This window comes from Nocardioides gilvus (assembly GCF_003194605.1).
Classification (GTDB): Bacteria; Actinomycetota; Actinomycetes; order Propionibacteriales; family Nocardioidaceae; genus Nocardioides; species Nocardioides gilvus.
On the sequence record NZ_QHKY01000003.1, the window covers coordinates 514,549 to 534,528 of the forward strand.

Genomic DNA, 19,980 nt, shown 5'->3' on the forward strand with positions numbered 1-19,980 from the left:
CTCGGTGCGGGGCCCCTCACATCCCGCTCGTCCCCCTTCACCTGAGAGGCCAGCCATGGACTCCCTGATTGCGCCGTTCCTCAACGGCACCGCCGACGGCGCGCTCCTGCTCATCGCCGCCCTCGGCCTCGCCCTCACCTTCGGGCAGATGGGCGTCATCAACATGGCGCACGGGGAGTTCCTGCTCGCCGGCGCCGTCTGCGCCTTCTGGACCCAGCAGGTCGTTGCGAGCACCGACGTCTCGATCCTGGTGGCGCTCCCCGTCGCGTTCGTGGTCGCCGGCCTGCTCGGACTCGTCCTCGAGGCCACGATCCTGCAGTGGATGTACGACCGTCCGCTGGACACCCTGTTGGCCACCGTGGGCGTGAGCCTGGCGCTGCAGCAGATCTTCCTCCAGAACTATCCCAGCGGAGTCCCCGTCGAGAAGCCGAGCCTGCTCGACGGCCAGATCGACGTCCTGGGCTACGCCTGGCCGTTGCGTCAGGTGTTCACGATCGTGCTCGCCGTGGCGTGCCTGGCCGCTCTCGGCGCGCTGCTGAAGTACAGCTCGTTCGGTCGGCGGATCCGGGCCACGGTGCAGAACCGTGCGCTCGCCGAGACGCTGGGGGTCGCCACCCGATCGGTCGACCGCATGACGTTCTTCATCGGCTCCGGCTTGGCCGGCATCGGCGGCGTGGCCGCTTCGCTGATCGGCGGCACCAACTCCCAGATGGGAACGCGCTACATCATCCTGGCCTTCCTCGTCGTCGTCGCGGGTGGTCTCGGGCAGCTACGTGGGACCGTCATCGCGGCCTGGACAGTCGGCGTGGTGACGGCGTACCTGGCCGACTGGACGACGGGCAGCCTGGCCCAGGTGATCACCTTCGTGCTCGTCGTGGTCTTCCTGCAGGTGAGGCCGAACGGCCTCTTCACCGTCCGAACGCGAGGTCTGGCATGAGCACCCCCACCGACGTCGAGAGCCCGTTCCTCCCGGTGGCGGCCACACCCACGGACCGTCGCCGCCTCCCTCGATCCTCGCCCCGCTTGTCCCGGGACACGGTGTCGCTGATCGGCATCGGGGTGTTCGCGGTCCTCATGCTGCTGGTGGCCCCCGCGGTGCTGAGCGACTTCCGGCTGAACAACCTCGGCAAGTACGCCTGCTGGGCGATGGTCGCGGTCGGCATCGGCCTGGCGTGGGGGCGTGGCGGCATGTTGGTGCTGGGACAGGGGGTCTACTTCGCCCTGGGTGCCTACGCCATGGCGATGCACCTCACCCTGGAGACCGCCGGGCCCGACGCGATCCCCGTGTTCATGATCCTCTACGACCCGCTGGCCCCGCTGCCAGGCTTCTGGGAGCCGTTCCGCAGCGGCGCGTTCACGCTGCTGGCCGTCGTCGGTGCCCCGGTGCTGCTCGCAGGCACGCTCGGCTACGCGATCTTCAAGCGTCGGGTCAAGGGGGCGTACTTCGCCATCCTGTCCCAGGCGCTGGCCGTCGCCCTGGCGTACCTCATCGGCGGCACGATCAAGTTGACCGGAGGCGACACCGGACTGAGCGACTTCAAGTACTTCTTCGGCTACGACCTGTCCGACCCGATCAACAAGCGGATGATCTACAGCATCACGGCCGGCCTCCTGGTGCTGTGCCTCCTCGTGGTCTGGCAGCTCTACCGCAGCCGGTTCGGCGAGCTGCTCGTCGCGACGCGGGACGCCGAGGAACGGGTCCGGTTCCTGGGGCACGACCCGGCCAACATCAAGCTCGTCGCCTACGTGACGGCAGCCGTGATGGCGAGCATCGGTGGCGCCCTGTTCGTGCCCATCGCGGGCATCATCTCGCCCAAGGAGATCGGCGCGGCAGCATCGATCTTCCTGATCGCCGGCGCCGCCTTCGGTGGGCGCGCCACACTGTTCGGCCCCGTCCTGGGGGCGCTGCTGCTGGGATATGGCCGCTCCTCGCTCTCGGAGCAGTGGGAGAACGGGTGGATCTACGTCCTCGCGCTGATGTTCATCCTGGTGACACTGCTGGCCCCGGAGGGGGTGGCCTCGATCCCGCGTCGCGCTGCAGGACTGCTCGGCTCACTGCGTAGACCCACGGAGAGCCGACCCCCCAGGAACACCGCAGCGAAGGAGACCAAGTCATGACGGGCCAGGACTACGTGGAGGTCCAGGGGCTGACCGTCGACTTCGACGGCTTCAAGGCCAACGAGGAGGTCGACGTGACCTTCCTCCAGGGCCGCATCCACTTCCTGATCGGCCCCAACGGTGCCGGCAAGACCACGCTGGTGGATGCGCTCACCGGGCTGGTGAAGGGGACGGGGCGTGCGCGCTACGGCAACCTGGACCTGCTGTCGCTGAAGTCCCACCAGATCTCGCGAGCCGGTGTGGGTCGGACCTTCCAGACGGCCACCGTCTTCGAGGAGCTCTCGGTCCTGCAGAACCTCGACATCGCCGGCGGGGTGCACCGCAAGGCGTGGGGCATGCTCCGGGCGCGCAAGGGAATCCCGGACTACGTCCAGGAGGCGATGGAGACCGTGGGCCTCGCCGACCTCAGGGACCGTCCTGCCGGGGTGCTCGCCCACGGCCAGAAGCAGTGGCTCGAGATCGGCATGCTGCTGGTGCAGGACGCGAAGGTGATGTTCCTCGACGAGACGGTCGCCGGGATGAGCCACGAGGAACGGGACGAGACCGGCGAGCTGCTTCGTCGGATCGCCCCGAGCCGCACCATCGTCGTCATCGAGCACGACATGGACTTCGTGCGCAACCACGCTGACTTCGTCACCGTGCTGCACGCCGGCAAGGTGCTGGCGGAGGGGTCGGTCGCCGACATCCAGGGGAACCCACGCGTCCAGGAGGTCTACCTCGGACGCAACATTGAAGAGGTGTCACATGAGTGAGTCGATGCTCGAGCTGGTCGGTGTCACTGCGGGCTACGGCCGGAGCATGGTGCTGCACGACGTGAGCCTGACGGTCGCGTCCGGCGGCGGGACGGCGCTGATGGGGCACAACGGAGCCGGCAAGACCACGCTGCTGCGCGTGGCCGTCGGCCTGCTCCCGGTGCGCAGCGGCAAGGTGCTGCTGGACGGCGAGGACGTGACGAAGCTCCGGCCCAACGCGCGGGTACGGCGTGGGCTGGGCTACGTGCCGCAGGGGCAGCTCTGCTTCCCGCAGATGACCACACTGGAGAACCTCCAGCTCGTGACCGGCAACCGCACGGAGATCGACGGGGTCCTGGACACCTTCCCCGCCCTCACCCAGCTCCTGTCGCGTCGCGCAGGCCTGCTGTCCGGCGGTCAGCGCCAGCAGTTGGCGATCGCGCGCACGCTGCTGACCAAGCCGCGGATGCTGATCCTCGACGAGCCGACCGAGGGCATCCAGCCCAACGTGGTCGAGGACATCGAGCAGGTCATCACCGACCTGTCCCGACGCGGTGACCTCTCGGTCCTCCTGGTCGAGCAGCACGTGGGCTTCGCGCTCCGGGCCACCAGCGACTACTTCGTGCTGGAGTCGGGCAGGGTCACCGCGTCCGGGGTGGGCGGCGCCAGCGCCATCGAGACCGTCCGCGACGCGATGGCGGTGTGAGATGCACCTGACTCCGGCGGACACGGAGAAGTTGCTGCTGTCGGTCGCGGGCATGGTCGCCCGTGACCGGCTGGCCCGCGGCGTACGTCTCAACCACCCCGAGTCGGTCGCGCTGCTGGCCACCTGGGTGATCGAGCGGGCCCGCGACGGCGTCTCCGTGGTCGAGCTCATGGAGACCGGCCGTGAGGTCCTGGGCCGCGACCAGGTCATGGAGGGCGTCGCCGAGATGATCGCCGACGTCCAGGTCGAGGCCACCTTCCCCGACGGGCGCAAGCTCGTCACCCTGCACCACCCGATCAGTTGAGGAACTCTGCGATGTCTGCCTTCTCCGCCACCGGACCCGGGGCGATCCGTACCGCTCCGGGCACCATCGTCCTGAACGGGGACCGTGGGCCCGACGAACGGCTCACCCTCGTCGTGCTCAACACCGGCGACCGGCCCGTGCAGATCGGCTCGCACGTGCACTTCCCGCTGGTCAACGCCGCGTTGCAGTTCGACCGGGTCGCTGCCGAGGGGTTCCGCCTCGACGTCCCGTCCGGCACCTCGCAGCGCTTTGAACCGGGCGCTTCGCGCGAGGTCGACCTGGTGGCGCTGCGCGGTCTCCGTACGGTCCCCGGCATCCAGCTCGAGCAGGTGCAGGGCGGCACGGCCAGCGAGCTCATCCATGGTTGAGATCTCACGAGAGGCGTACGCCGCCCTCTACGGCCCGACCGTGGGCGACCAGGTGCGTCTGGGCGACACCGACCTGTGGATCGAGGTCACCGAGGACCGCACGGTCGGTGGCGAGGAGGCCGTCTTCGGCGGGGGCAAGTCGATCCGCGAGTCGATGGCCCAGTCGACCCGGTCACGGGCCGAGGGAGCGCTGGACACCGTCATCACCAACGCCGTCGTGCTCGACCACTGGGGGGTGGTCCGCGCCGACGTCGGGATCCGCGACGGACGGATCGTCGCCCTCGGACGCGCCGGCAACCCCGACATCGCCGACGGCGTGCACCCTGACCTGGTGATCGGGCCGTCGACCGACGTGGTCTCCGGCGAGGGCAAGATCCTCACCGCCGGGGCGATCGACGTGCACGTGCACTTCCTGTCGCGTTCGCAGATCCACGAGGCGCTGGCCACCGGCATCACCACCGTCGGGGGCGGCGGCACCGGCCCCTCCGAGGGCTCCAAGGCCACCACCGTGACTCCCGGCGCCTGGCACCTGCGCGCGATCCACCGAGCGCTGGACCCGTTGCCGGTCAACGTCCTGCTGATGGGCAAGGGCAACACCGTCTCCGCCGCCGGCCTGGCCGAGCAGGCGCTCGCGGGCGCGGCGGCGTACAAGGTGCACGAGGACTGGGGATCGACGCCCGCGGCGATCAACGCGGCGCTGCGCGCGGCCGACGAGCACGGGCTCCAGGTCGCTCTGCACTCCGACAGTCTGAACGAGGCCGGCTTCCTGGAGTCGACGCTCGCGGCGATCGGCGGTCGCAGCATCCACGCCTTCCACGCCGAGGGTGCCGGCGGCGGGCACGCGCCCGACATCATCAAGGTCGCGGGGCAGCCGCACGTGATCCCCGGGTCGACCAACCCGACCCTGCCGCACACCGTCAACACCGTCGCCGAGCACCTCGACATGCTGATGGTCTGCCACCACCTCAACCCCGCCGTGCCGGAGGACCTGGCCTTCGCGGAGTCGCGGATCCGGGAGACCACCATCTCGGCCGAGGACCTGCTGCACGACCTCGGCGCGATGTCGATCACCTCCTCCGACGCCCAGGCGATGGGTCGCATCGGCGAGGTGATCTGCCGGACGTGGCAGGTCGCGCACGTGATGAAGGCGCGTTACGGCGCTCTCGGGAGGAGCCAACCGGCCGACAACGAACGCGCCCGCCGCTACGTCGCGAAGTACACGATCAATCCCGCCATCGCCCACGGGATCAGCCACGAGGTGGGGTCGGTCGAGCCGGGCAAGTTGGCCGACCTGGTGCTCTGGGACCCGCGCTTCTTCGGCATCCGGCCCCAGGTCGTGATGAAGGGCGGCGCATTGGTGTGGGCCGCCCTCGGCGACCCGAACGCCTCCATCCCGACCCCGCAACCGGTCCTGATGCGCCCGACCCTGATCGAGGAGTCCGGGGCCGACCACTCGCTCACCTTCGTCTCCCCCGCCGCGATCGCCGACGGGCTGGGTGAGCGGCTCGGGCTGCGGCGCCAGCTGGCGGCGATCACGCCGACCCGGCACATCGGCAAGGCCGACATGGTCAACAACTCGGCACTGCCCGACATCGAGGTCGACTCGGAGACGTTCGCGATCACCGTCGACGGCGAGCTCGTCACCCCGTCCCCCGCGACCGAGCTGCCGTTGGCGCAGCGCTACAGCCTCTTCTGAGCCGACGATGACTCCCCGCGACCTGCTCCCCCCGATGGCGTCGGAGCGACCTCTGCACCCGGAGGCCCTGGCGCTGCTGCTGGCCGATGCCCGGCTGCCGGTGGCGGGCCACACCCAGTCGGCCGGCCTGGAGCCGGCGCTGGTGGCCGGACCCGTCGACGTGCCGGCGTACGTGGCGCTGCGACTGCGGACCGTCACCCGCACCGAGGCCGCCACCGCCGTGGTGGCCCGCGCCGCAGTGCTGGGCGGCACCTCCCTCGAGGCGGTGCAGGACGCGTGGGCCGTACGTACGCCGTCAGCAGCGATGCGTCGCACCTCGCGGGTGATGGGCCGAGCCCTCGTACGCCTGGCTCCGCGCCTGGTCGCCGCAGAACACGTCGCGCTGCTGCCGTGCGAGCCGGTACGCCCGGTGGTGCTGGGGCTGCTGGCGGCCGTCGGCGGACTGGACGCGGCAACGACCGCGCGCATCGTCGGCTACGACGACATCCAGACGGTGGTCGCGGCCGCCCTCAAGCTGACCCCGCTCGACCCGGCCGAGGCGACCGGGTGGGTCGTCCGCGCCTTCCCTGCTCTGGAGGGGTTGGTCGCCGGCGTCGTCGACCTCGCGTGCCCCGAGGAGATCCCTGCCCGCAACGCGCCGGTCATCGAGGACCACGCCGAACGTCACGCCCACACCACCAGGAGGTTGTTCAGTGCTTGATCCCCAGGCTGATTTCCAGGCTCACACCCACCCGTCCGCAGCTGGTCGGCGCGCCCTGCGCCTGGGCATCTGCGGCCCGGTCGGGACGGGCAAGAGTTCGCTGATCATGCTGCTCTGCTCCCGGCTCGCCGCGACCCTGGAGATCGGCGTCGTCACCAACGACATCTACACCGACGAGGACGCCCGGATGATCCGCGCCGCCGGCGTGCTCGACCCGGACCGCGTGGTCGCCGTCGAGACCGGCGCCTGCCCGCACACCGCGATCCGCGACGACATCACCGCCAACCTGATCGCCGCCGAGGACCTGGAGGCCGACGTGCTCTCGGCTGGCGCAGCACTGGACTTGGTGCTGATCGAGTCGGGCGGTGACAACCTCACCGCCACCTTCTCCCCTGCCCTGGTCGACACCCAGATCTTCGTGATCGACGTCGCCGGCGGCGGGGACGTGGCCCGCAAGGGGGGTCCGGGCATAGAGCGCGCCGACCTGCTGGTGGTCAACAAGACCGACCTCGCGCCGTACGTCGGGGTGGATGCGGTGCAGATGAAGTCCGACGCCGTGGCTGCGCGCGGAGGGGGTCCGGTGGTCGCGCTGTCGCGCACCGACGAGTCCTCCGTGGAGGAGCTGCTGACGTGGGTCCGCGGCCAGCTCGCCGCGCACGCGGGTGGCGTACTGGTGCCGAGCGACCCGGGCCCGATGGCGCCGCACAGCCACGCAGGTGGCCCTGGACACAGCCACGCGGAATCACCCACCCACTCACACGCGCACTCCCACACCCACTGACGATGGGCACTCCCGTGTCCCAGCACCGCTCGGAGGCGGCCGGCTCCGTCGAGGTCACCCGGCTATCCCTGCGTACCACCGCGACAGGCGGCTGCCGGGTCGCCGGCGGTGGGGGCGCGTTCCGGGCGGTGCAGCAGCGCGTCACCCGTCACTCGGCCCGGGTCGCGCTGGTCCCCGACCGGGCCCTGCTGCTCGCCGGGGACGACGTGGCCCTCGAGGTCGAGGTGGATCCGGGACTGCACCTGACGTTGGTCGAGACCAGCGGGACGGTGGCCTACGACATGCGTGGCGGCCGGGCGAGCTGGTCGACCCTCTTCCGGATCGGGGCCGGGGCCACGGTGGTGCACGAGACCCTGCCGTGGGTCTCCGCGGCGGGCTCCGACGTGACGCGCACCCTGCACGTCGAGTTGGGCCGCGGCGGCCGGGCTCTGATGCGGGAGACGCTCGTGCTGGGACGCCACGGCGAGGAGCCCGGCCGGTTGCGGACCCGCAACCACGTACGCCGCGAGGGGGCCGACGTGTTCGTCGAGGAGACCGACAGCGTTGACCTCGCGCCCCACCGGGTGTTGGACCAGGTGGCAGCCTTCGGCGAGTTCCACCCGGCCAGCGTCTCGCCCGCAGTGCCGCCGTACGTCCGCGCGGACGCCATCGCGACCCACCTCCCGCCAGCCGCGCCCGGGGTGACGTGCCTCGAGCTGGCCAGCGGGGACACGCTCTGGCGGCGCCTCGACGAGCAGGCGCACGTCGCAGCGGCGGGTCTGGATCGCATCTTCTGCGCGTTGCGCGACTGAGCAAGCCGGCTCGCCCGTGGACCGGGCGGGGGCAGGTGCCCCAGATCGACGTCGCAGTGGGTCCTAGGCACCTGCCGGGCGCCCCGAATGAGCCCCACCATTGCCTTGTGCGGTGTCTGGGTGTCACCTGGTGACACCCAGACACCGCACAAGCAGATCGACGGTCAGATCCCGGCAGGACCGTCCCAACGGGCCAGGACCCGGTACGCCGGGCCGGTCTCGTCGCGCATCGACTTGGTCGCCTCGGCCACCACGGCTCCGGTGACGGCCACCGGGGCGGCGACGGCGACGGCTGCGGCCCGAGCAGCGCGGTCACCGAGCGTGGGACGCCGACGCCACGGCATCCACAGACGCGGGACCAGGTGCCCGACCAGGAAGAAGGCCGCGGTCACCATCTCGAAGGCGGGCCTGGGACTCGCGCGATAGGTGTCGAGCACCGTGAAGCCGCGTTCCTCCAGAGCCGCCTGCAACAGACCGATCGAGAGGAACTGCTGGTGCTGCGGCTGGAGCCACGCCATCCAGTAGCGGCCGAGCCTGCGACCCGCCGTACTTTCCGGGTCCGGCACCTCGATCAGGAACAGTCCACCCGGCTTCAGTGCGATGGCGGCGGCGTCGAGCTCCTCGGCGGGCTCGCGGGTGTGCTCGAGGTAGTGGTGCATGCTCACCACGTCGAACTGGCCCGCGAGCTCGGGGGCCAGCTCAGGGAACTGGCCCCGATAGGCCCGGTCCACCCAACCGCGCTGGGCTGCTTCTTCGATCGCGGAGCCCATCTCGAGCCCTTCGAAGGAGGTGTCGGGGAAGGTCTCGCGGGCGATCAGGCAGAAGTGCGCGTGCCCGCTGCCCACGTCCAACCACCGCTCGGGGGACGGGTCGACGGCGTGCACCATCGCGGCGCGACCTTGGTAGTCGTCCTCCTGCGAGGCGAACATCCCCTCCATCTCGTCGCCGCCGAAGCCGTCGTAGCAATCCTTGTAGTAGAAGTCGAGGCCCTCGGGAGTGAGGCGCGGGTTCTGGAAGACGAGGCCACAGCCGGCGCACTCGTCGAGACGGAAGGTGCCCGGCTTGTGCTGCATCAGGTCGGGCGTGGTGAAGAGACAGCTGATCTCGGTCGAGCCACACCACCGGCACTTGTCGACCGGCGCCTCGAAGAACCGGTCGGTCCCCAGGGCGACCTCCTCGGCGTACGCGGGGCGGAGCTCGTCGGCGGTGCGGAAGGTCTTGGCCAGCGGCGCGTCGGCCCGGAGCAGGTCAGCGAGCCGTCCCGTCTCAGCGGCCCACCGGGTGGCGCTCTGCCGACCCAGGTCACGTGGGGCCAACCCGCCCGGCCGTCCGCGCAGCACCCAGGCAGGCTGGGCCTGGTGGGCAGCGAGTGCGGCGAGGCCTGCCGGGCGCGAGGCCAGCACCCCGGCGCCGAGCACGGCCAGCCCGCCAGCCATGAGGCCCAGGTTCAACACCCCGTACCGGTCGAAGGTGGTGCGCTGCACCGCCAACTGCTCGTCAGGCGACCACCCGACGGCGCGTTCGGCTGGAGCGACCACGAAGTCGAAGCTGCGCGGGGCGAAGCGCTTGACCTGGCGAGCGACCTCGATCATCTCGGCCGGTGCGACCGGAGCCGTGGACAGTTCGGCCCGCTCGACCAGGTCACTGCGTACCACCAGCGCATGACCGACGGTGCGGCCCTGCGTCATCGGTGCGTCACGGTAGGCCGCGAGGTCCACGAGGCGCAGCAGGTCCAGCGCACGCACGACCGGCAGGTCCCCGGGCACCAGGTCGACCGCGTCCAGACCTTGTCCGTCCGCCCAGGCCACCGCTGCGGGCAAGGTGTCGGGATGCAGTTCGACGCCGTTCGCGGCCAGCACGCGCCAGCCACTCGTGTCCACGGGCTCGGCAGGCACCTGCCCCAGCCCCTTCAGGTGCCCGGCGCGATCGCGAAGCCTGCGGCTGTTGAGGGCGACACTCACCGTGGTGAGCACGCTGAGGGCGGGAAGGGTACGGATCTTCGGCATGCGTCCTGCTCCTGGGCTGGGCGAGAAGTCACCCGAAGGTAGCGGTTCAGGAGCCGCTCGGGAACAGGTCAGCAGCCAACGCTCCGCGGGGTGAGACGTCATCGCCTGTGCCCAGATTCAGGCATTGCCGTCGGCAGGAGCCACGAATGCCCCGGCGGAGGTGTAGGAAGGTCGCATGGTCTCGACCTACAGCATCCTCGGCGTCGCCGTCATCGCCCTGGGGATGGTGCTCACGCCCGGCCCCAACATGATCTACCTCGCGTCCCGGTCGATCTCGCAAGGTCGCTCGGCGGGTCTCGTCTCGCTGGGTGGCGTGGCCCTCGGCTTCGTCTTCTACCTGGGTGCGGCGGGTCTGGGCCTCGCGGCACTCTTCGCGGCGGTCCCGGCGGCGTACGACGTCGTCAAGATCGCCGGGGCCCTCTACCTCGCGTACCTCGCGTGGGGGATGCTCCGGCCGGGCGGGTCGTCGCCGTTCCAGACACGCGAACTCGCGCCGCACTCGCGGCGGCGTCTCTTCACGATGGGGCTGATCACCAATCTGCTCAACCCCAAGATCGCGCTGATGTACGCAGCCCTGATCCCTCAGTTCATCGACCCGGCCGCAGGGTCCACGCTCGGGCAGTTCGCCCAGCTCGGACTCGTCCAGATCGTGATCGCAGTCTCCGTGAATGCACTGATCGTCGTGGGTGCCTCGTCGGCGAGCGCGTTCCTGTCGACGCGACCGGTCGCCATGCAGATCCAGAGGATCGTCTCGGGCAGCGTGCTGGGCGGATTCGCTGCCCACCTGCTCGTGAGTGAGGCGCCCACGACGTCCTGATGCGCACGACCGGCCGACGAGTTGGACTCGTCGCAGGCATGACCGGGAAAGATCCCGGCGGCCGTACTCACTGTGCGGTGCCTGGGTGTCACCTGGTGGCACCCAGGCACCGCACAAGCGGTTCTGCGCTCACTCCAGCTCGAATCCACGGTCGTGGAGCTGACCCTCCGCTCGTGCCTCGCTGCGCTCACTCCAACTCGAGCTGATGGTCGTGGAGCTGACCTCCGCTCGTGCCTCGCTGCGCTCACTCCAACTCGAGGAACCCCTCAGCGACCATCTCGCGCACCGCCGGAAGCACCTGCGTACGCACCTCGGCGGCGTCCTGCTCCAGCAGGCTGGCCACGGCGTCGAGGATCTGCCCGACGCTCAGGTCGCCGTCGCAGGCGCCCACCACGGCGGCCTCGAGGGTGTCGACCTGCCGGGCGCGGCGCATCCCGCGCTGCTGACGGAGCACGATCGTCTCGGGGTCCTCGGCACCCGGCGCTCCCTGGGTCTCCTGGCGTACGTCGTTGCGCAGCACGAGCCGCTCGGCAGCCAGCGCCTCGAGGTCGGCGACCCCGGCAAGCGCGTCCTGGGCTGCCTCCCACTCCTCGATGGCCGGCGCGATGGGCTGCTCGACCTCGTACGGCCAGTCGACGAGCTCGCGGGCGTCACCGCCCTTGCGCACGCTGATCCACCCGAAGCCGATGCCCTCGACGCCCTGGGCCTCCAGCCAGCCCAACCAGGTGTCGTAGCGCTCGGTGTAACCAGGCCCGCCGTGCAGGCCGGCGTCCTTCAGCCACAGCTCGACGTAACCGGCGGGGTCGATGACCTCGCGCTGCACGACGAAGGCAGAGGTGTCGTCGGGGAGCCAGGAGGCGAGACGTTCGTCCCAGGGCGTGCCCTCGGCGACCACCCAGTTGGCGAGCACCTGGAGCCAGCCGCCGTCGGCGAGGTGGTCGACGCCGCGGCGTACGACGTGCTCGACGGCCTGGTCACCGGGCAAGCCGGAGTCGCGGTAGACGAGCCGCTCACCGGTGGCCGGCGAGATCACGAAGGGCGGGTTGGTGGCGATCAGGTCGAACACGTCACCCAGGACCGGCTCGAAGAAGGACCCGTCCCGGACCTCGACGTTGTCGATCCCGTTGAGCGCCATGTTGAACCGAGTCATCGCGAGGGCGCGGGCGTTGACGTCGGTGGCCACGACCCGCTCGGCGTGGGTGGCCAGGTGCAGGGACTGGACGCCGCAGCCGGTGCCGAGGTCGAGCGCGCGACCGACGGGTGTGCGCATCGTGAGCTGGGCCAGCGAGGTCGAAGCCGGGCTGACGCCGAGCACGTAGTCGCCGCTCACCTGGTTGGGGCGCCCGTCCATCCCCGGAGTCAGGTCGCTCAGGATCCAGCGGTCGGCCGCGCCTGCGCCCCCGTCGAGGCCGGCGTCGTCACTGGCGTACGGGCGTACGTCGAGGCGGGCCCTGACCTCGTCGCCGGAGGTGGTCAGGATGCCAGCGGTGGCCATGCGGTCCACCAGTCCGCCGAGCGCCCGGTCGGCGCGCGCGCGGGTGACGGGGCGCTGCAGGGTGAAGAGACGCGTCAGGGTCTCCAGAGCTGAGCTCCCCCGGGTGGCTCGCTCACCGGGTGTGGTCTCGTTGCGCCCGAGGGCGGAGTGCGCCTGCGGGCCGAGCAGGTCGGCGACCGCGTCGTAGGTGAAGGTGGCAGAGGCCAGGGCGTCGCCCAGGAGGCGAGGCAGGTCAGGGTGGTCGAGGCGTTCGTCAGGCAGACCGGGCATGGCGCCCATCCTCGCAGCAGCCGGAGGGGCTCAGGTCACCCGGCGCTGGACTCGAGCTGCACCAGATAGTCGGTGAGGAAGCCGTTGAAGCACTTCTCCAGCTTGCGGTTGAAGACCTTGGAGGCCCCGTCATTGGTCTTGTCGCCGACGATCATGCTCACGAAGATCGCCTTCATGTTCTCCGGCGTCCCCGCCTTCTCGACACAGGTGGAGGCACCCTCGGAAATTTCCGGGATCGCGGCGAGCTCCCCCAACGACTCGGGGTCGGAGAACTCGGCGAACAGGAGCTGGCGCATGTCGACGCCACAACCACCGAAGTGGTCGTAGATGGCCTGTCCCTCCGACTGCGTGAGGTTGAGCTCGGGGTACTCCAACGTGCCGGCCTCCGTGGCGAACCTGCTCAGCCCGTACGCCTCCTGCAGGCGGTCGGTGCCGACGGTGTCCACGAACTTCGACCCGATGCAGCGGCCCTTGGCCTCGTTGACACCCATGTCGTTGCTGGCCAGGGAACTGGCCATCGTGTCGATGTACTTGTCCTTGCGGTCACCCTCGGACTCGCCTCCGCAGGCTGAGAGGAGGACCACGAGCAGGGGCAGGACCCACAGGGAGCGCAGCGACACGAGCATTTCCTTCCACCACGGAGACGCCCTTCGCCCCCGGACGCGACCCTAAAGGGTCCGCGCGGTCAGCGGAAGGGGTCTCACCCGACGTGCTGACCGTCCGAGCTGCCTCTGGAGGCACTCCCACCATCCGGTCCGGTGTTCATCTCATCGTTCGGCGCCGGGTCCGGCCCCGGGTCCGGGACCTGGTCGGAGAGCAGAGGGCCGTGTTCCTTCACGTTGCTCTCGGGGCCCTTCGCGTAGATCAACGCCCCGATGATGACGAGCAGCGCGAAGGCAGCGATGCCGTAGCGCACCCACGGGTTCTCGTCGGCGCCCATGCTGACCTGGACGATCGTGCTGGCGATCAGCAACGAGACCAGGTTCATCACCTTGAGCAGCGGGTTGATCGCCGGTCCGGCGGTGTCCTTGAACGGGTCTCCGACGGTGTCTCCGATGACCACCGCTGCGTGCGCCTCCGACCCCTTGCCGCCGTGGTGGCCGTCCTCGACGACCTTCTTGGCGTTGTCCCAGGCTCCGCCGGAGTTGGCCAGGAAGACCGCCATCAGGACCCCCGTCCCGATGGCGCCCGCCAGGAAACCGGCGAGCGACTCAACGCCGAGACCGAAGCCGACGGCGATCGGGGCCATCACGGCCAGGACACCGGGGGTGATCAGTTCACGCAGGGAGTCACGGGTGACGATGTCGACGACCTTGCCGTACTCGGGTCGCCCGGTGCCCTCCATGATCCCGGGGATCTCGCGGAACTGGCGGCGCACCTCCATCACGACCGCACCCGCGGCCCGGGCCACGGCGTTGATCGCGAGGCCCGAGAAGAGGAAGACAACCGCACCGCCGAGCAGTACGCCGACCAGGACGGCCGGGCTGAAGACGGTGAAGTCGAGTACGTCCGTGGCCCCCGAGTCGACGAGCGCGGAGGCGACCGAGGTCGCGTACGACCCGAAGAGCGCCGTGGCCGCGAGCACCGCGGTGGCGATCGCGATGCCCTTGGTGATCGCCTTGGTGGTGTTGCCGACTGCATCGAGCTCGGTGAGGATCTGTGCCCCCTCCTCGCTCACGTCCCCCGACATCTCGGCGATGCCCTGGGCGTTGTCGGAGACCGGCCCGAAGGTGTCCATCGCGACGATCACCCCGACGGTGGTGAGCAGTCCACAACCGGCCAGCGCGACCGCGAAGAGGGAGAGCGTGAGGGTAGCCCCGCCGAGCAGGAACCCGCCGAAGACCGCCGCCCCGATCACCATCGTGGTGTAGACCGCCGACTCGAATCCGACGCTGAGACCAGAGAGGAGGACGGTGGCCGCGCCGGTCAGGGACGTGCGTCCGACCTCACGGACGGGACGGTGCTCGGTGCCGGTGTAGTAACCGGTCAGCGTCAGGATCGCGGCAGCCATCACCACGCCGATGACCACGGCGAGCGAGGCGATCAGGCGCGGGTCGCCGGTCGCGCTCCCCATGTCGACCCCGGTCACGTTGTCGAACTCCGCAAAGGTCGCCGGGAGGTAGACGTAGGCCAGGACGACGCAACCCAGGGCACCGACGGCCGAGGAGATGTAGAAGGCCCGGTTGATGGTGGTCAACCCGTTCTCGCCCACCTTCGCCCGGGTGAGGAAGATGCCCAGCACTGCGGTCAGGGCGCCGATCGCGGGGATCAGCAGGGGGAAGACGAGACCCGCGTCGCCGAACGCCTGGGACCCGAGGATCAGCGCGGCGACCAGGGTGACGGCGTACGACTCGAAGAGGTCGGCGGCCATTCCGGCGCAGTCGCCGACGTTGTCGCCCACGTTGTCGGCGATGGTGGCGGCGTTGCGTGGGTCGTCCTCCGGGATGCCCTGTTCGACCTTGCCGACGAGGTCGGCCCCGACGTCGGCGGCCTTGGTGAAGATGCCGCCCCCGACCCTCATGAACATCGCGAGCAGCGCAGCTCCGAAGCCGAAGCCTTCCAGCACGTGCGCGGCCTCGTCACGGAAGATCAGCACCACCGAGCTCGCGCCCAGCAGGCCGAGCCCCACGGTGGCCATGCCGACGAAGGCACCGGTGCGGAATCCGATCGTCATCGCCGGCTCACGACCCTGGGTGTTGGCGGCGGCCGCGACGCGCAGGTTGGCGCGTACGGCCAGCGACATCCCGAGGTAGCCGATCGCTGCCGAGAAGCCCGCGCCCAGCAGGAAGAAGATCGACCTACCCACCCGGACGCCCATGTCGGCGGCAGGCAGCGCCAGCAGCACGAAGAAGGCGATGGCCGCGAAGATCGCGAGCGTGCGGAACTGGCGGGCGAGGTAGGCGTTGGCCCCTTCCTGCACGGCCAGGGCGATCTCCTTCATGCCGGCCGTGCCTTCGCCCGCGGCCAGCACCTGCGCCCGGAAGACGGCCGCCATCGCGAGCGCTGCCAGCGAGATCGCGAGGACCACCACAACCAGGATGAAGTTGGTGCCGACGAGTTCGGGCGTGGCAGCGGGATCGACCACTGCAGGGATGGGACCGGTCATCTGAGCCTCCGTTGAGAGAGCGCCGAGCGTGTGGGGCCGCCTACAAGTTCACTTGGCTGAGCAGTGTACGCAGATGTGAGGCAGGTCACGCCAGACCCAATTCGGGTCGCGACACGAAACACGACACCCGCCCTGCCAGTGGCAGGGCGGGTGTCGGAGGCGTGAGAAAGAGGCGTGGAGAAAGAAGTCAGCCCGCGTCAGTGCTGGATCGGGCTCGGCTCAGTTGGCGAGGGCAGTGGCCTGGTCGGGGTGGATCTCGAAGACCTTGGCGAGTCCGGTGATCCGGAAGATCTTGAGCAGACGGTCCTGCCCACAGATCAGGGACAACGAACCGTCGTTGGCGCGCACCTTCTTCAGGCCGCCCACCAGCACACCCAGGCCGGTCGAGTCCAGGAACTCGACCGCACTCAGGTCGATGATCAGGTCGTAGACGCCCGCACCGACCAGGTCGGTGATGGTGTCACGCAACTTGGGGGCGGTGTAGACATCGATCTCGCCGCCGACCTCGATCACGGTGCGACCATCAACGTCGCGGGACTCCAAAGTCAGATCCACGGTGTCGCTCCTAAAGTTCACGCTCGACCGCGCGGTCGAGAGGCCGTCCGAATCCCCACTGTGCGGGCAGCGTGACGAAGGCTAGCAAACGTCTCGGTCGGCAGTCGTCGGCCGCACCCGTCAGACTGTCTGCGTGTCTTCCCCCAACCGAGTCCACGAGGTCATGGCGCGCCTGGCCCAGGTCCCGGGACGCGAAGAGCGGCTGCGTCATCTCCGGGTCCTGCCGGCGCGCGAGGCGACGGTCGAACCCTGGCCACAGTGGAGCCACCCCGTGGTCCGAGCGGCCTTCGAGCGCCGCGGCGTCGCCAGCCCGTGGCTCCACCAGGTGGTCACGGCCGACGCGGTGCACGCCGGGCAGCACGTGGTCCTGGCGACCGGGACCGCCTCGGGCAAGTCGTTGGCCTACCAGCTGCCGGTGCTCTCGGGGATCCTCGCGGCGCGTGGCGCTCGCGACGAACGCGGCGCGACCGCTCTCTACCTCTCCCCGACCAAGGCGCTGGCCAACGACCAGTTGGCCGGTCTGCTCGAGTTGGCCAGCGGCGTGCGCGCCACCACGCACGACGGCGACAGCACCCGCGAGCAGCGTGACTGGGCCCGTGACCACGGCGAGTACCTGCTCACCAACCCCGACATGGTGCACCGTTCGCTGCTGCCCAACCACCAACGGTGGGCCAAGTTCTTCGCCAAGCTGCAGTACGTCGTGATCGACGAGTGCCACCACTACCGCGGTGTGTTCGGGGCCCACGTCGCCCAGGTCCTGCGGCGGCTGCGGCGGGTCTGCGCCCTGTACGGCGCCTCCCCCACCTTCGTGCTCTGCTCCGCGACGGTGGCCCAGCCCGAGGTCGCCGCCCACCGCCTGACGGGTCTCGACCACGTCGCGCTCACCGCCGACCACTCGCCGCGCGGACGGGTCTCGATCGGTCTCTGGGAGCCGCCGCTGACGACGTACGGCGGGGAGAACGGCGCCCCCGTACGCCGCGCCGCCTCCTCGGAGTCCGCCGACCTGCTCGCCGATCTCGTCGCCGAGGGTGTCGCGACCTTGGCCTTCATCCGTTCGCGCCGTGGTGCCGAGCAGGTGGCGGTGCACGCGCAACGGTTGCTGGCCGAGGTGGATCCGTCGCTGCCCGGCAAGGTCGCGGCGTACCGCGGTGGCTACCTGCCCGAAGAGCGTCGCGAGCTCGAGCGGGCGTTGCGCAGCGGCGAACTGACCGGTCTGGCCGCCACCAACGCCCTCGAGCTCGGGATCGACATCTCCGGGCTGGACGCTGTGCTGATCGCTGGCTTTCCCGGCACCCGGGCCGCGATGTGGCAGCAGATCGGTCGGGCCGGGCGCGAGGGTCAGGACGCGCTGGCCGTTCTGATCGCCCGCGACGACCCCCTCGACACCTATCTCGTGGCGCACCCCGACGCGCTGCTCGGGGCTCCGGTGGAAGCCACCGCCTTCGACCCCGACAACCACTACGTGCTGGCGCCGCACCTGTGCTCCGCGGCCCACGAGTCGCCGCTCACCGAGCAGGACTTCGCGCTCTTCGGCCCCGAGACTCGAACAGTCGTGGACGGCCTCGTGGCCGCCGGTCTGCTCCGGAAGCGGCCGCACGGCTGGTTCTGGACCGACGCCTCGCGGCCGAGCGACCACACCGACATCCGTTCGACGGGCGGAGCGGCGTTCTCCCTGATCGAGGCCGAGAGCGGCCGGGTGGTCGGCACCGTCGACGGGGCGTCCGTGCACAGCACTGCCCATGAGGGTGCGGTCTACCTGCACCGCGGCGAGACCTGGGTGGTGGGACGTCTCGACCTCGACGACCACGTCGCCGAGATGTCGCGGCGCGACGTCAACTTCTCCACCGCGGCGCGCGAGACGATCGACATCGCCGTCGTCACCGAGCGCGAGCACGAGGTCTGGGGCGACTGCCGTCTGAGCTTCGGTGAGGTCGACGTGACCTCCCAGGTCGTCTCCTACCTCGTACGCCGTCAGCCCGGCGGCGACGTCGTCGCGGAGCACCCACTCGATCTGCCGCCCCGCAGTCTGCGTACGACGTCGGTCTGGTGGACGGTCCCGGACCACGTGCTGGCCGAGGCCGGCCTGGCGGCAGCCGACCTGCCCGGCAGTGCCCACGCCGCCGAGCACTGTTCGATCGGTCTGCTGCCCCTCTTCGCCACCTGCGACAGGTGGGACATCGGCGGGGTGTCGACCGCACGCCATCCCGACACCGGGGTGCTGACGGTCTTCGTGCACGACGGTCACCCGGGCGGCGCCGGCTTCTCCGAGCGCGGTTACCGCGCCGCTCGGGAGTGGCTGACCGCGACCCGCGACACCATCGAGGCGTGTGAGTGCCTGGACGGCTGCCCCTCCTGCATCCAGTCACCGAAGTGCGGCAACCAGAACAATCCGCTCGACAAGGTCGGTGCGCGGCAGCTCCTGGACGTGCTGCTCGCCGGCGCACCCCGCTGAGGACCGCGCACCTGCTGCGTGTCCCTCGTCAACCCCGCAGTGCCCGCACCGCGCGGCGTAGGCGTGAGCCCTCTTCGGCCTTCTTCAGGCGAGAGCGCAGACGCCGTACGCGCAGTCGTTCCCGCTCGAGCAGCGCGGCGTCGTCGGTGGACCGCGCGGAGGCAGCGCGGGCACGGACGCCCAGGATCTCGTTGACGACCTCGACCACCTCTGCGGGGGCGACGCGCTGCAGGGTGAGCCGCTGGAGCTCGGCCAGGAAGAGCGGGTAGTACCCCATCTCGTAGTGCACGTGGAAGGGTCCCCACGGGTGGTCGTCGATCGTGGCCCACTCGCTGGCGGTGAGGTCGATGACCTCGGCCCCCAGCAGCGCCGCCAGCTCGTCGTCGAGGGCGCGCCAGCGGGGATTGACCTCCTCGACCCGGATCCTCTTCCCACCTCTGGCCCGGTGGAGGCCGACCGTGCCGGGCTTCTCCGGCAGGCGGAGCCGCGAGGTGCTGTGCCCGCGATGCACGATCACCTGGGTGTCGGGCAGGTTGCGGGAGACGAAGTCGGCGAAACGACTGGCGGCGTCGCGCCAGAGCGCGAGGTATTCGTCGGCGTCGGCCACCGGGTCGATGACGCGCAGCCGACCGCTGTCCGCCATCTCCTGGTACCAGGAGGTGTGGTGCATGGTCCACCGGTTGTCGGTGACGTGGGTGACGCCGTCGACCTCGACCACTCCCAGGTGCACGTCACCGAAGTGGTCGATGACGAGGTGGTCGGGCTGGAGCGCCACCAGGTCGCTGAGGAACGACTTGTCGAACTCGCTCTCGATGCGACGCACGCCCTCGGCGTTGAACTCCTTGGTGGCGACCCACTCGGGTGAGAACGCGGATGCCATCACCGAGATCAAGGACGACTGGTTCTGCAGCAGGTCGCAGCTGTACCAGCGCTTGTAGTCGGGGTTGAAGCGCGAGTTGAAGTTGTCGCGGGTGATGCAACTGCCGAGGACTGCCACCGAAGCGGGGCGACGCGGCTGCTCCATGCGGTGCTCCTCATCGAAGTCGGCGGTGGCTCGGCGCGACCCCGACGGAGGGGATGCGGC

The 19,980-nt window shown here is 70.1% G+C and carries 18 protein-coding genes; 12 read left to right on the top strand and 6 right to left on the bottom strand.

Annotated features, from left to right (window positions below; translation table 11 throughout):
* Positions 1–55 precede the first annotated feature (55 nt).
* Genes urtB through DNK52_RS11375 form a run of 10 tightly spaced genes read left to right on the top strand, consistent with a single transcriptional unit; the run spans position 56 to position 8,195 of the window.
* Positions 56–937: an urea ABC transporter permease subunit UrtB gene (gene urtB / locus DNK52_RS11330; protein WP_110241080.1), complete on the top strand. Its 882-nt coding sequence runs from the start codon at positions 56–58 to the stop codon at positions 935–937.
* Entirely contained in the window at positions 934–2,118 is a 1,185-nt protein-coding gene (gene urtC / locus DNK52_RS11335) for an urea ABC transporter permease subunit UrtC (RefSeq protein ID WP_110241081.1), read from the top strand. Before urtB ends, urtC begins: the two co-directional genes overlap by 4 nt.
* On the top strand, positions 2,115–2,870 hold the full coding sequence (locus DNK52_RS11340) for an ABC transporter ATP-binding protein (protein ID WP_110241082.1): 756 nt from the start codon (positions 2,115–2,117) through the stop codon (positions 2,868–2,870). Before urtC ends, DNK52_RS11340 begins: the two co-directional genes overlap by 4 nt.
* Positions 2,863–3,555 carry an ATP-binding cassette domain-containing protein gene (locus DNK52_RS11345; RefSeq protein WP_239455510.1) on the top strand — a complete coding sequence of 231 codons (693 nt, stop codon included), beginning with the start codon at positions 2,863–2,865 and terminating at the stop codon, positions 3,553–3,555. The genes DNK52_RS11340 and DNK52_RS11345 overlap by 8 nt, the downstream gene beginning before the upstream one ends.
* Before the next feature lies 1 nt (position 3,556).
* On the top strand, positions 3,557–3,859 hold the full coding sequence (locus DNK52_RS11350) for an urease subunit gamma (protein WP_110241083.1): 303 nt from the start codon (positions 3,557–3,559) through the stop codon (positions 3,857–3,859).
* 11 nt (positions 3,860–3,870) lie between these two features.
* Complete coding sequence (ureB, locus tag DNK52_RS11355; protein WP_110241084.1) at positions 3,871–4,227, top strand: urease subunit beta; 357 nt, start codon at positions 3,871–3,873, stop codon at positions 4,225–4,227.
* On the top strand, positions 4,220–5,923 hold the full coding sequence (locus tag DNK52_RS11360) for an urease subunit alpha (RefSeq protein ID WP_110241085.1): 1,704 nt from the start codon (positions 4,220–4,222) through the stop codon (positions 5,921–5,923). Before ureB ends, DNK52_RS11360 begins: the two co-directional genes overlap by 8 nt.
* A 7-nt stretch (positions 5,924–5,930) precedes the next feature.
* Positions 5,931–6,623, top strand: coding sequence for an urease accessory protein UreF (locus DNK52_RS11365; protein ID WP_239455511.1), 693 nt, complete (start codon positions 5,931–5,933; stop codon positions 6,621–6,623).
* Positions 6,616–7,404, top strand: a complete 789-nt coding sequence (ureG, locus tag DNK52_RS11370; protein WP_110241087.1) for an urease accessory protein UreG — start codon at positions 6,616–6,618, stop codon at positions 7,402–7,404. The genes DNK52_RS11365 and ureG overlap by 8 nt, the downstream gene beginning before the upstream one ends.
* A gap of 2 nt (positions 7,405–7,406) precedes the next feature.
* Positions 7,407–8,195, top strand: coding sequence for an urease accessory protein UreD (locus DNK52_RS11375; protein ID WP_110241088.1), 789 nt, complete (start codon positions 7,407–7,409; stop codon positions 8,193–8,195).
* Between the two features lie 164 nt (positions 8,196–8,359).
* On the opposite strand, the gene DNK52_RS11380 is transcribed toward DNK52_RS11375, so the two are convergent.
* Positions 8,360–10,201 (bottom strand): class I SAM-dependent methyltransferase, encoded by a 1,842-nt coding sequence (locus tag DNK52_RS11380; protein ID WP_162598735.1) that lies wholly within the window; start codon positions 10,199–10,201, stop codon positions 8,360–8,362.
* 175 nt (positions 10,202–10,376) lie between these two features.
* Between DNK52_RS11380 and DNK52_RS11385 the strand changes: the two genes are divergently transcribed.
* Positions 10,377–11,018 (top strand): LysE family translocator, encoded by a 642-nt coding sequence (locus tag DNK52_RS11385; RefSeq protein WP_110241090.1) that lies wholly within the window; start codon positions 10,377–10,379, stop codon positions 11,016–11,018.
* Between the two features lie 244 nt (positions 11,019–11,262).
* Here the strand turns inward: DNK52_RS11385 and DNK52_RS11390 are convergent, their stop codons facing one another.
* The 4 genes from DNK52_RS11390 to DNK52_RS11405 form a co-directional block, all read right to left on the bottom strand.
* Positions 11,263–12,783, bottom strand: coding sequence for a DUF7059 domain-containing protein (locus tag DNK52_RS11390; RefSeq protein WP_110241091.1), 1,521 nt, complete (start codon positions 12,781–12,783; stop codon positions 11,263–11,265).
* A 35-nt stretch (positions 12,784–12,818) separates the two neighbouring features.
* Complete coding sequence (locus DNK52_RS11395; RefSeq protein ID WP_162598736.1) at positions 12,819–13,403, bottom strand: hypothetical protein; 585 nt, start codon at positions 13,401–13,403, stop codon at positions 12,819–12,821.
* Positions 13,404–13,483: 80 nt separating this feature from the next.
* Positions 13,484–15,889: a sodium-translocating pyrophosphatase gene (locus DNK52_RS11400; protein ID WP_110241093.1), complete on the bottom strand. Its 2,406-nt coding sequence runs from the start codon at positions 15,887–15,889 to the stop codon at positions 13,484–13,486.
* 219 nt (positions 15,890–16,108) lie between these two features.
* Positions 16,109–16,444, bottom strand: coding sequence for an STAS domain-containing protein (locus DNK52_RS11405; RefSeq protein WP_110241094.1), 336 nt, complete (start codon positions 16,442–16,444; stop codon positions 16,109–16,111).
* 133 nt (positions 16,445–16,577) lie between these two features.
* Here DNK52_RS11405 and DNK52_RS11410 point away from each other — a divergent pair, with 133 nt between their 5' ends.
* Positions 16,578–18,896, top strand: a complete 2,319-nt coding sequence (locus tag DNK52_RS11410; protein ID WP_338036727.1) for a DEAD/DEAH box helicase — start codon at positions 16,578–16,580, stop codon at positions 18,894–18,896.
* A gap of 28 nt (positions 18,897–18,924) precedes the next feature.
* Here DNK52_RS11410 and DNK52_RS11415 read toward each other — a convergent pair whose 3' ends face one another.
* Positions 18,925–19,920, bottom strand: coding sequence for a DUF6270 domain-containing protein (locus tag DNK52_RS11415; RefSeq protein WP_110241096.1), 996 nt, complete (start codon positions 19,918–19,920; stop codon positions 18,925–18,927).
* Between the last annotated feature and the right edge of the window lie 60 nt (positions 19,921–19,980).

What these genes read in the sequence shown, in the direction of transcription:
- urtB (WP_110241080.1), top strand. Translation starts at nt 56, where the DNA reads ATGGACTCCCTGATTGCGCCGTTCCTCAACGGCACCGCCGACGGCGCG.
- DNK52_RS11350 (WP_110241083.1), top strand. Translation starts at nt 3,557, where the DNA reads ATGCACCTGACTCCGGCGGACACGGAGAAGTTGCTGCTGTCGGTCGCG.
- DNK52_RS11415 (WP_110241096.1), bottom strand. Translation starts at nt 19,920, where the DNA reads ATGGAGCAGCCGCGTCGCCCCGCTTCGGTGGCAGTCCTCGGCAGTTGC.
- DNK52_RS11385 (WP_110241090.1), top strand. Translation starts at nt 10,377, where the DNA reads ATGGTCTCGACCTACAGCATCCTCGGCGTCGCCGTCATCGCCCTGGGG.
- DNK52_RS11365 (WP_239455511.1), top strand. Translation starts at nt 5,931, where the DNA reads ATGACTCCCCGCGACCTGCTCCCCCCGATGGCGTCGGAGCGACCTCTG.
- DNK52_RS11400 (WP_110241093.1), bottom strand. Translation starts at nt 15,889, where the DNA reads ATGACCGGTCCCATCCCTGCAGTGGTCGATCCCGCTGCCACGCCCGAA.
- DNK52_RS11345 (WP_239455510.1), top strand. Translation starts at nt 2,863, where the DNA reads ATGAGTGAGTCGATGCTCGAGCTGGTCGGTGTCACTGCGGGCTACGGC.
- urtC (WP_110241081.1), top strand. Translation starts at nt 934, where the DNA reads ATGAGCACCCCCACCGACGTCGAGAGCCCGTTCCTCCCGGTGGCGGCC.
- DNK52_RS11360 (WP_110241085.1), top strand. Translation starts at nt 4,220, where the DNA reads ATGGTTGAGATCTCACGAGAGGCGTACGCCGCCCTCTACGGCCCGACC.
- DNK52_RS11340 (WP_110241082.1), top strand. Translation starts at nt 2,115, where the DNA reads ATGACGGGCCAGGACTACGTGGAGGTCCAGGGGCTGACCGTCGACTTC.
- DNK52_RS11380 (WP_162598735.1), bottom strand. Translation starts at nt 10,201, where the DNA reads ATGCCGAAGATCCGTACCCTTCCCGCCCTCAGCGTGCTCACCACGGTG.
- DNK52_RS11375 (WP_110241088.1), top strand. Translation starts at nt 7,407, where the DNA reads ATGGGCACTCCCGTGTCCCAGCACCGCTCGGAGGCGGCCGGCTCCGTC.
- DNK52_RS11390 (WP_110241091.1), bottom strand. Translation starts at nt 12,783, where the DNA reads ATGCCCGGTCTGCCTGACGAACGCCTCGACCACCCTGACCTGCCTCGC.
- ureB (WP_110241084.1), top strand. Translation starts at nt 3,871, where the DNA reads ATGTCTGCCTTCTCCGCCACCGGACCCGGGGCGATCCGTACCGCTCCG.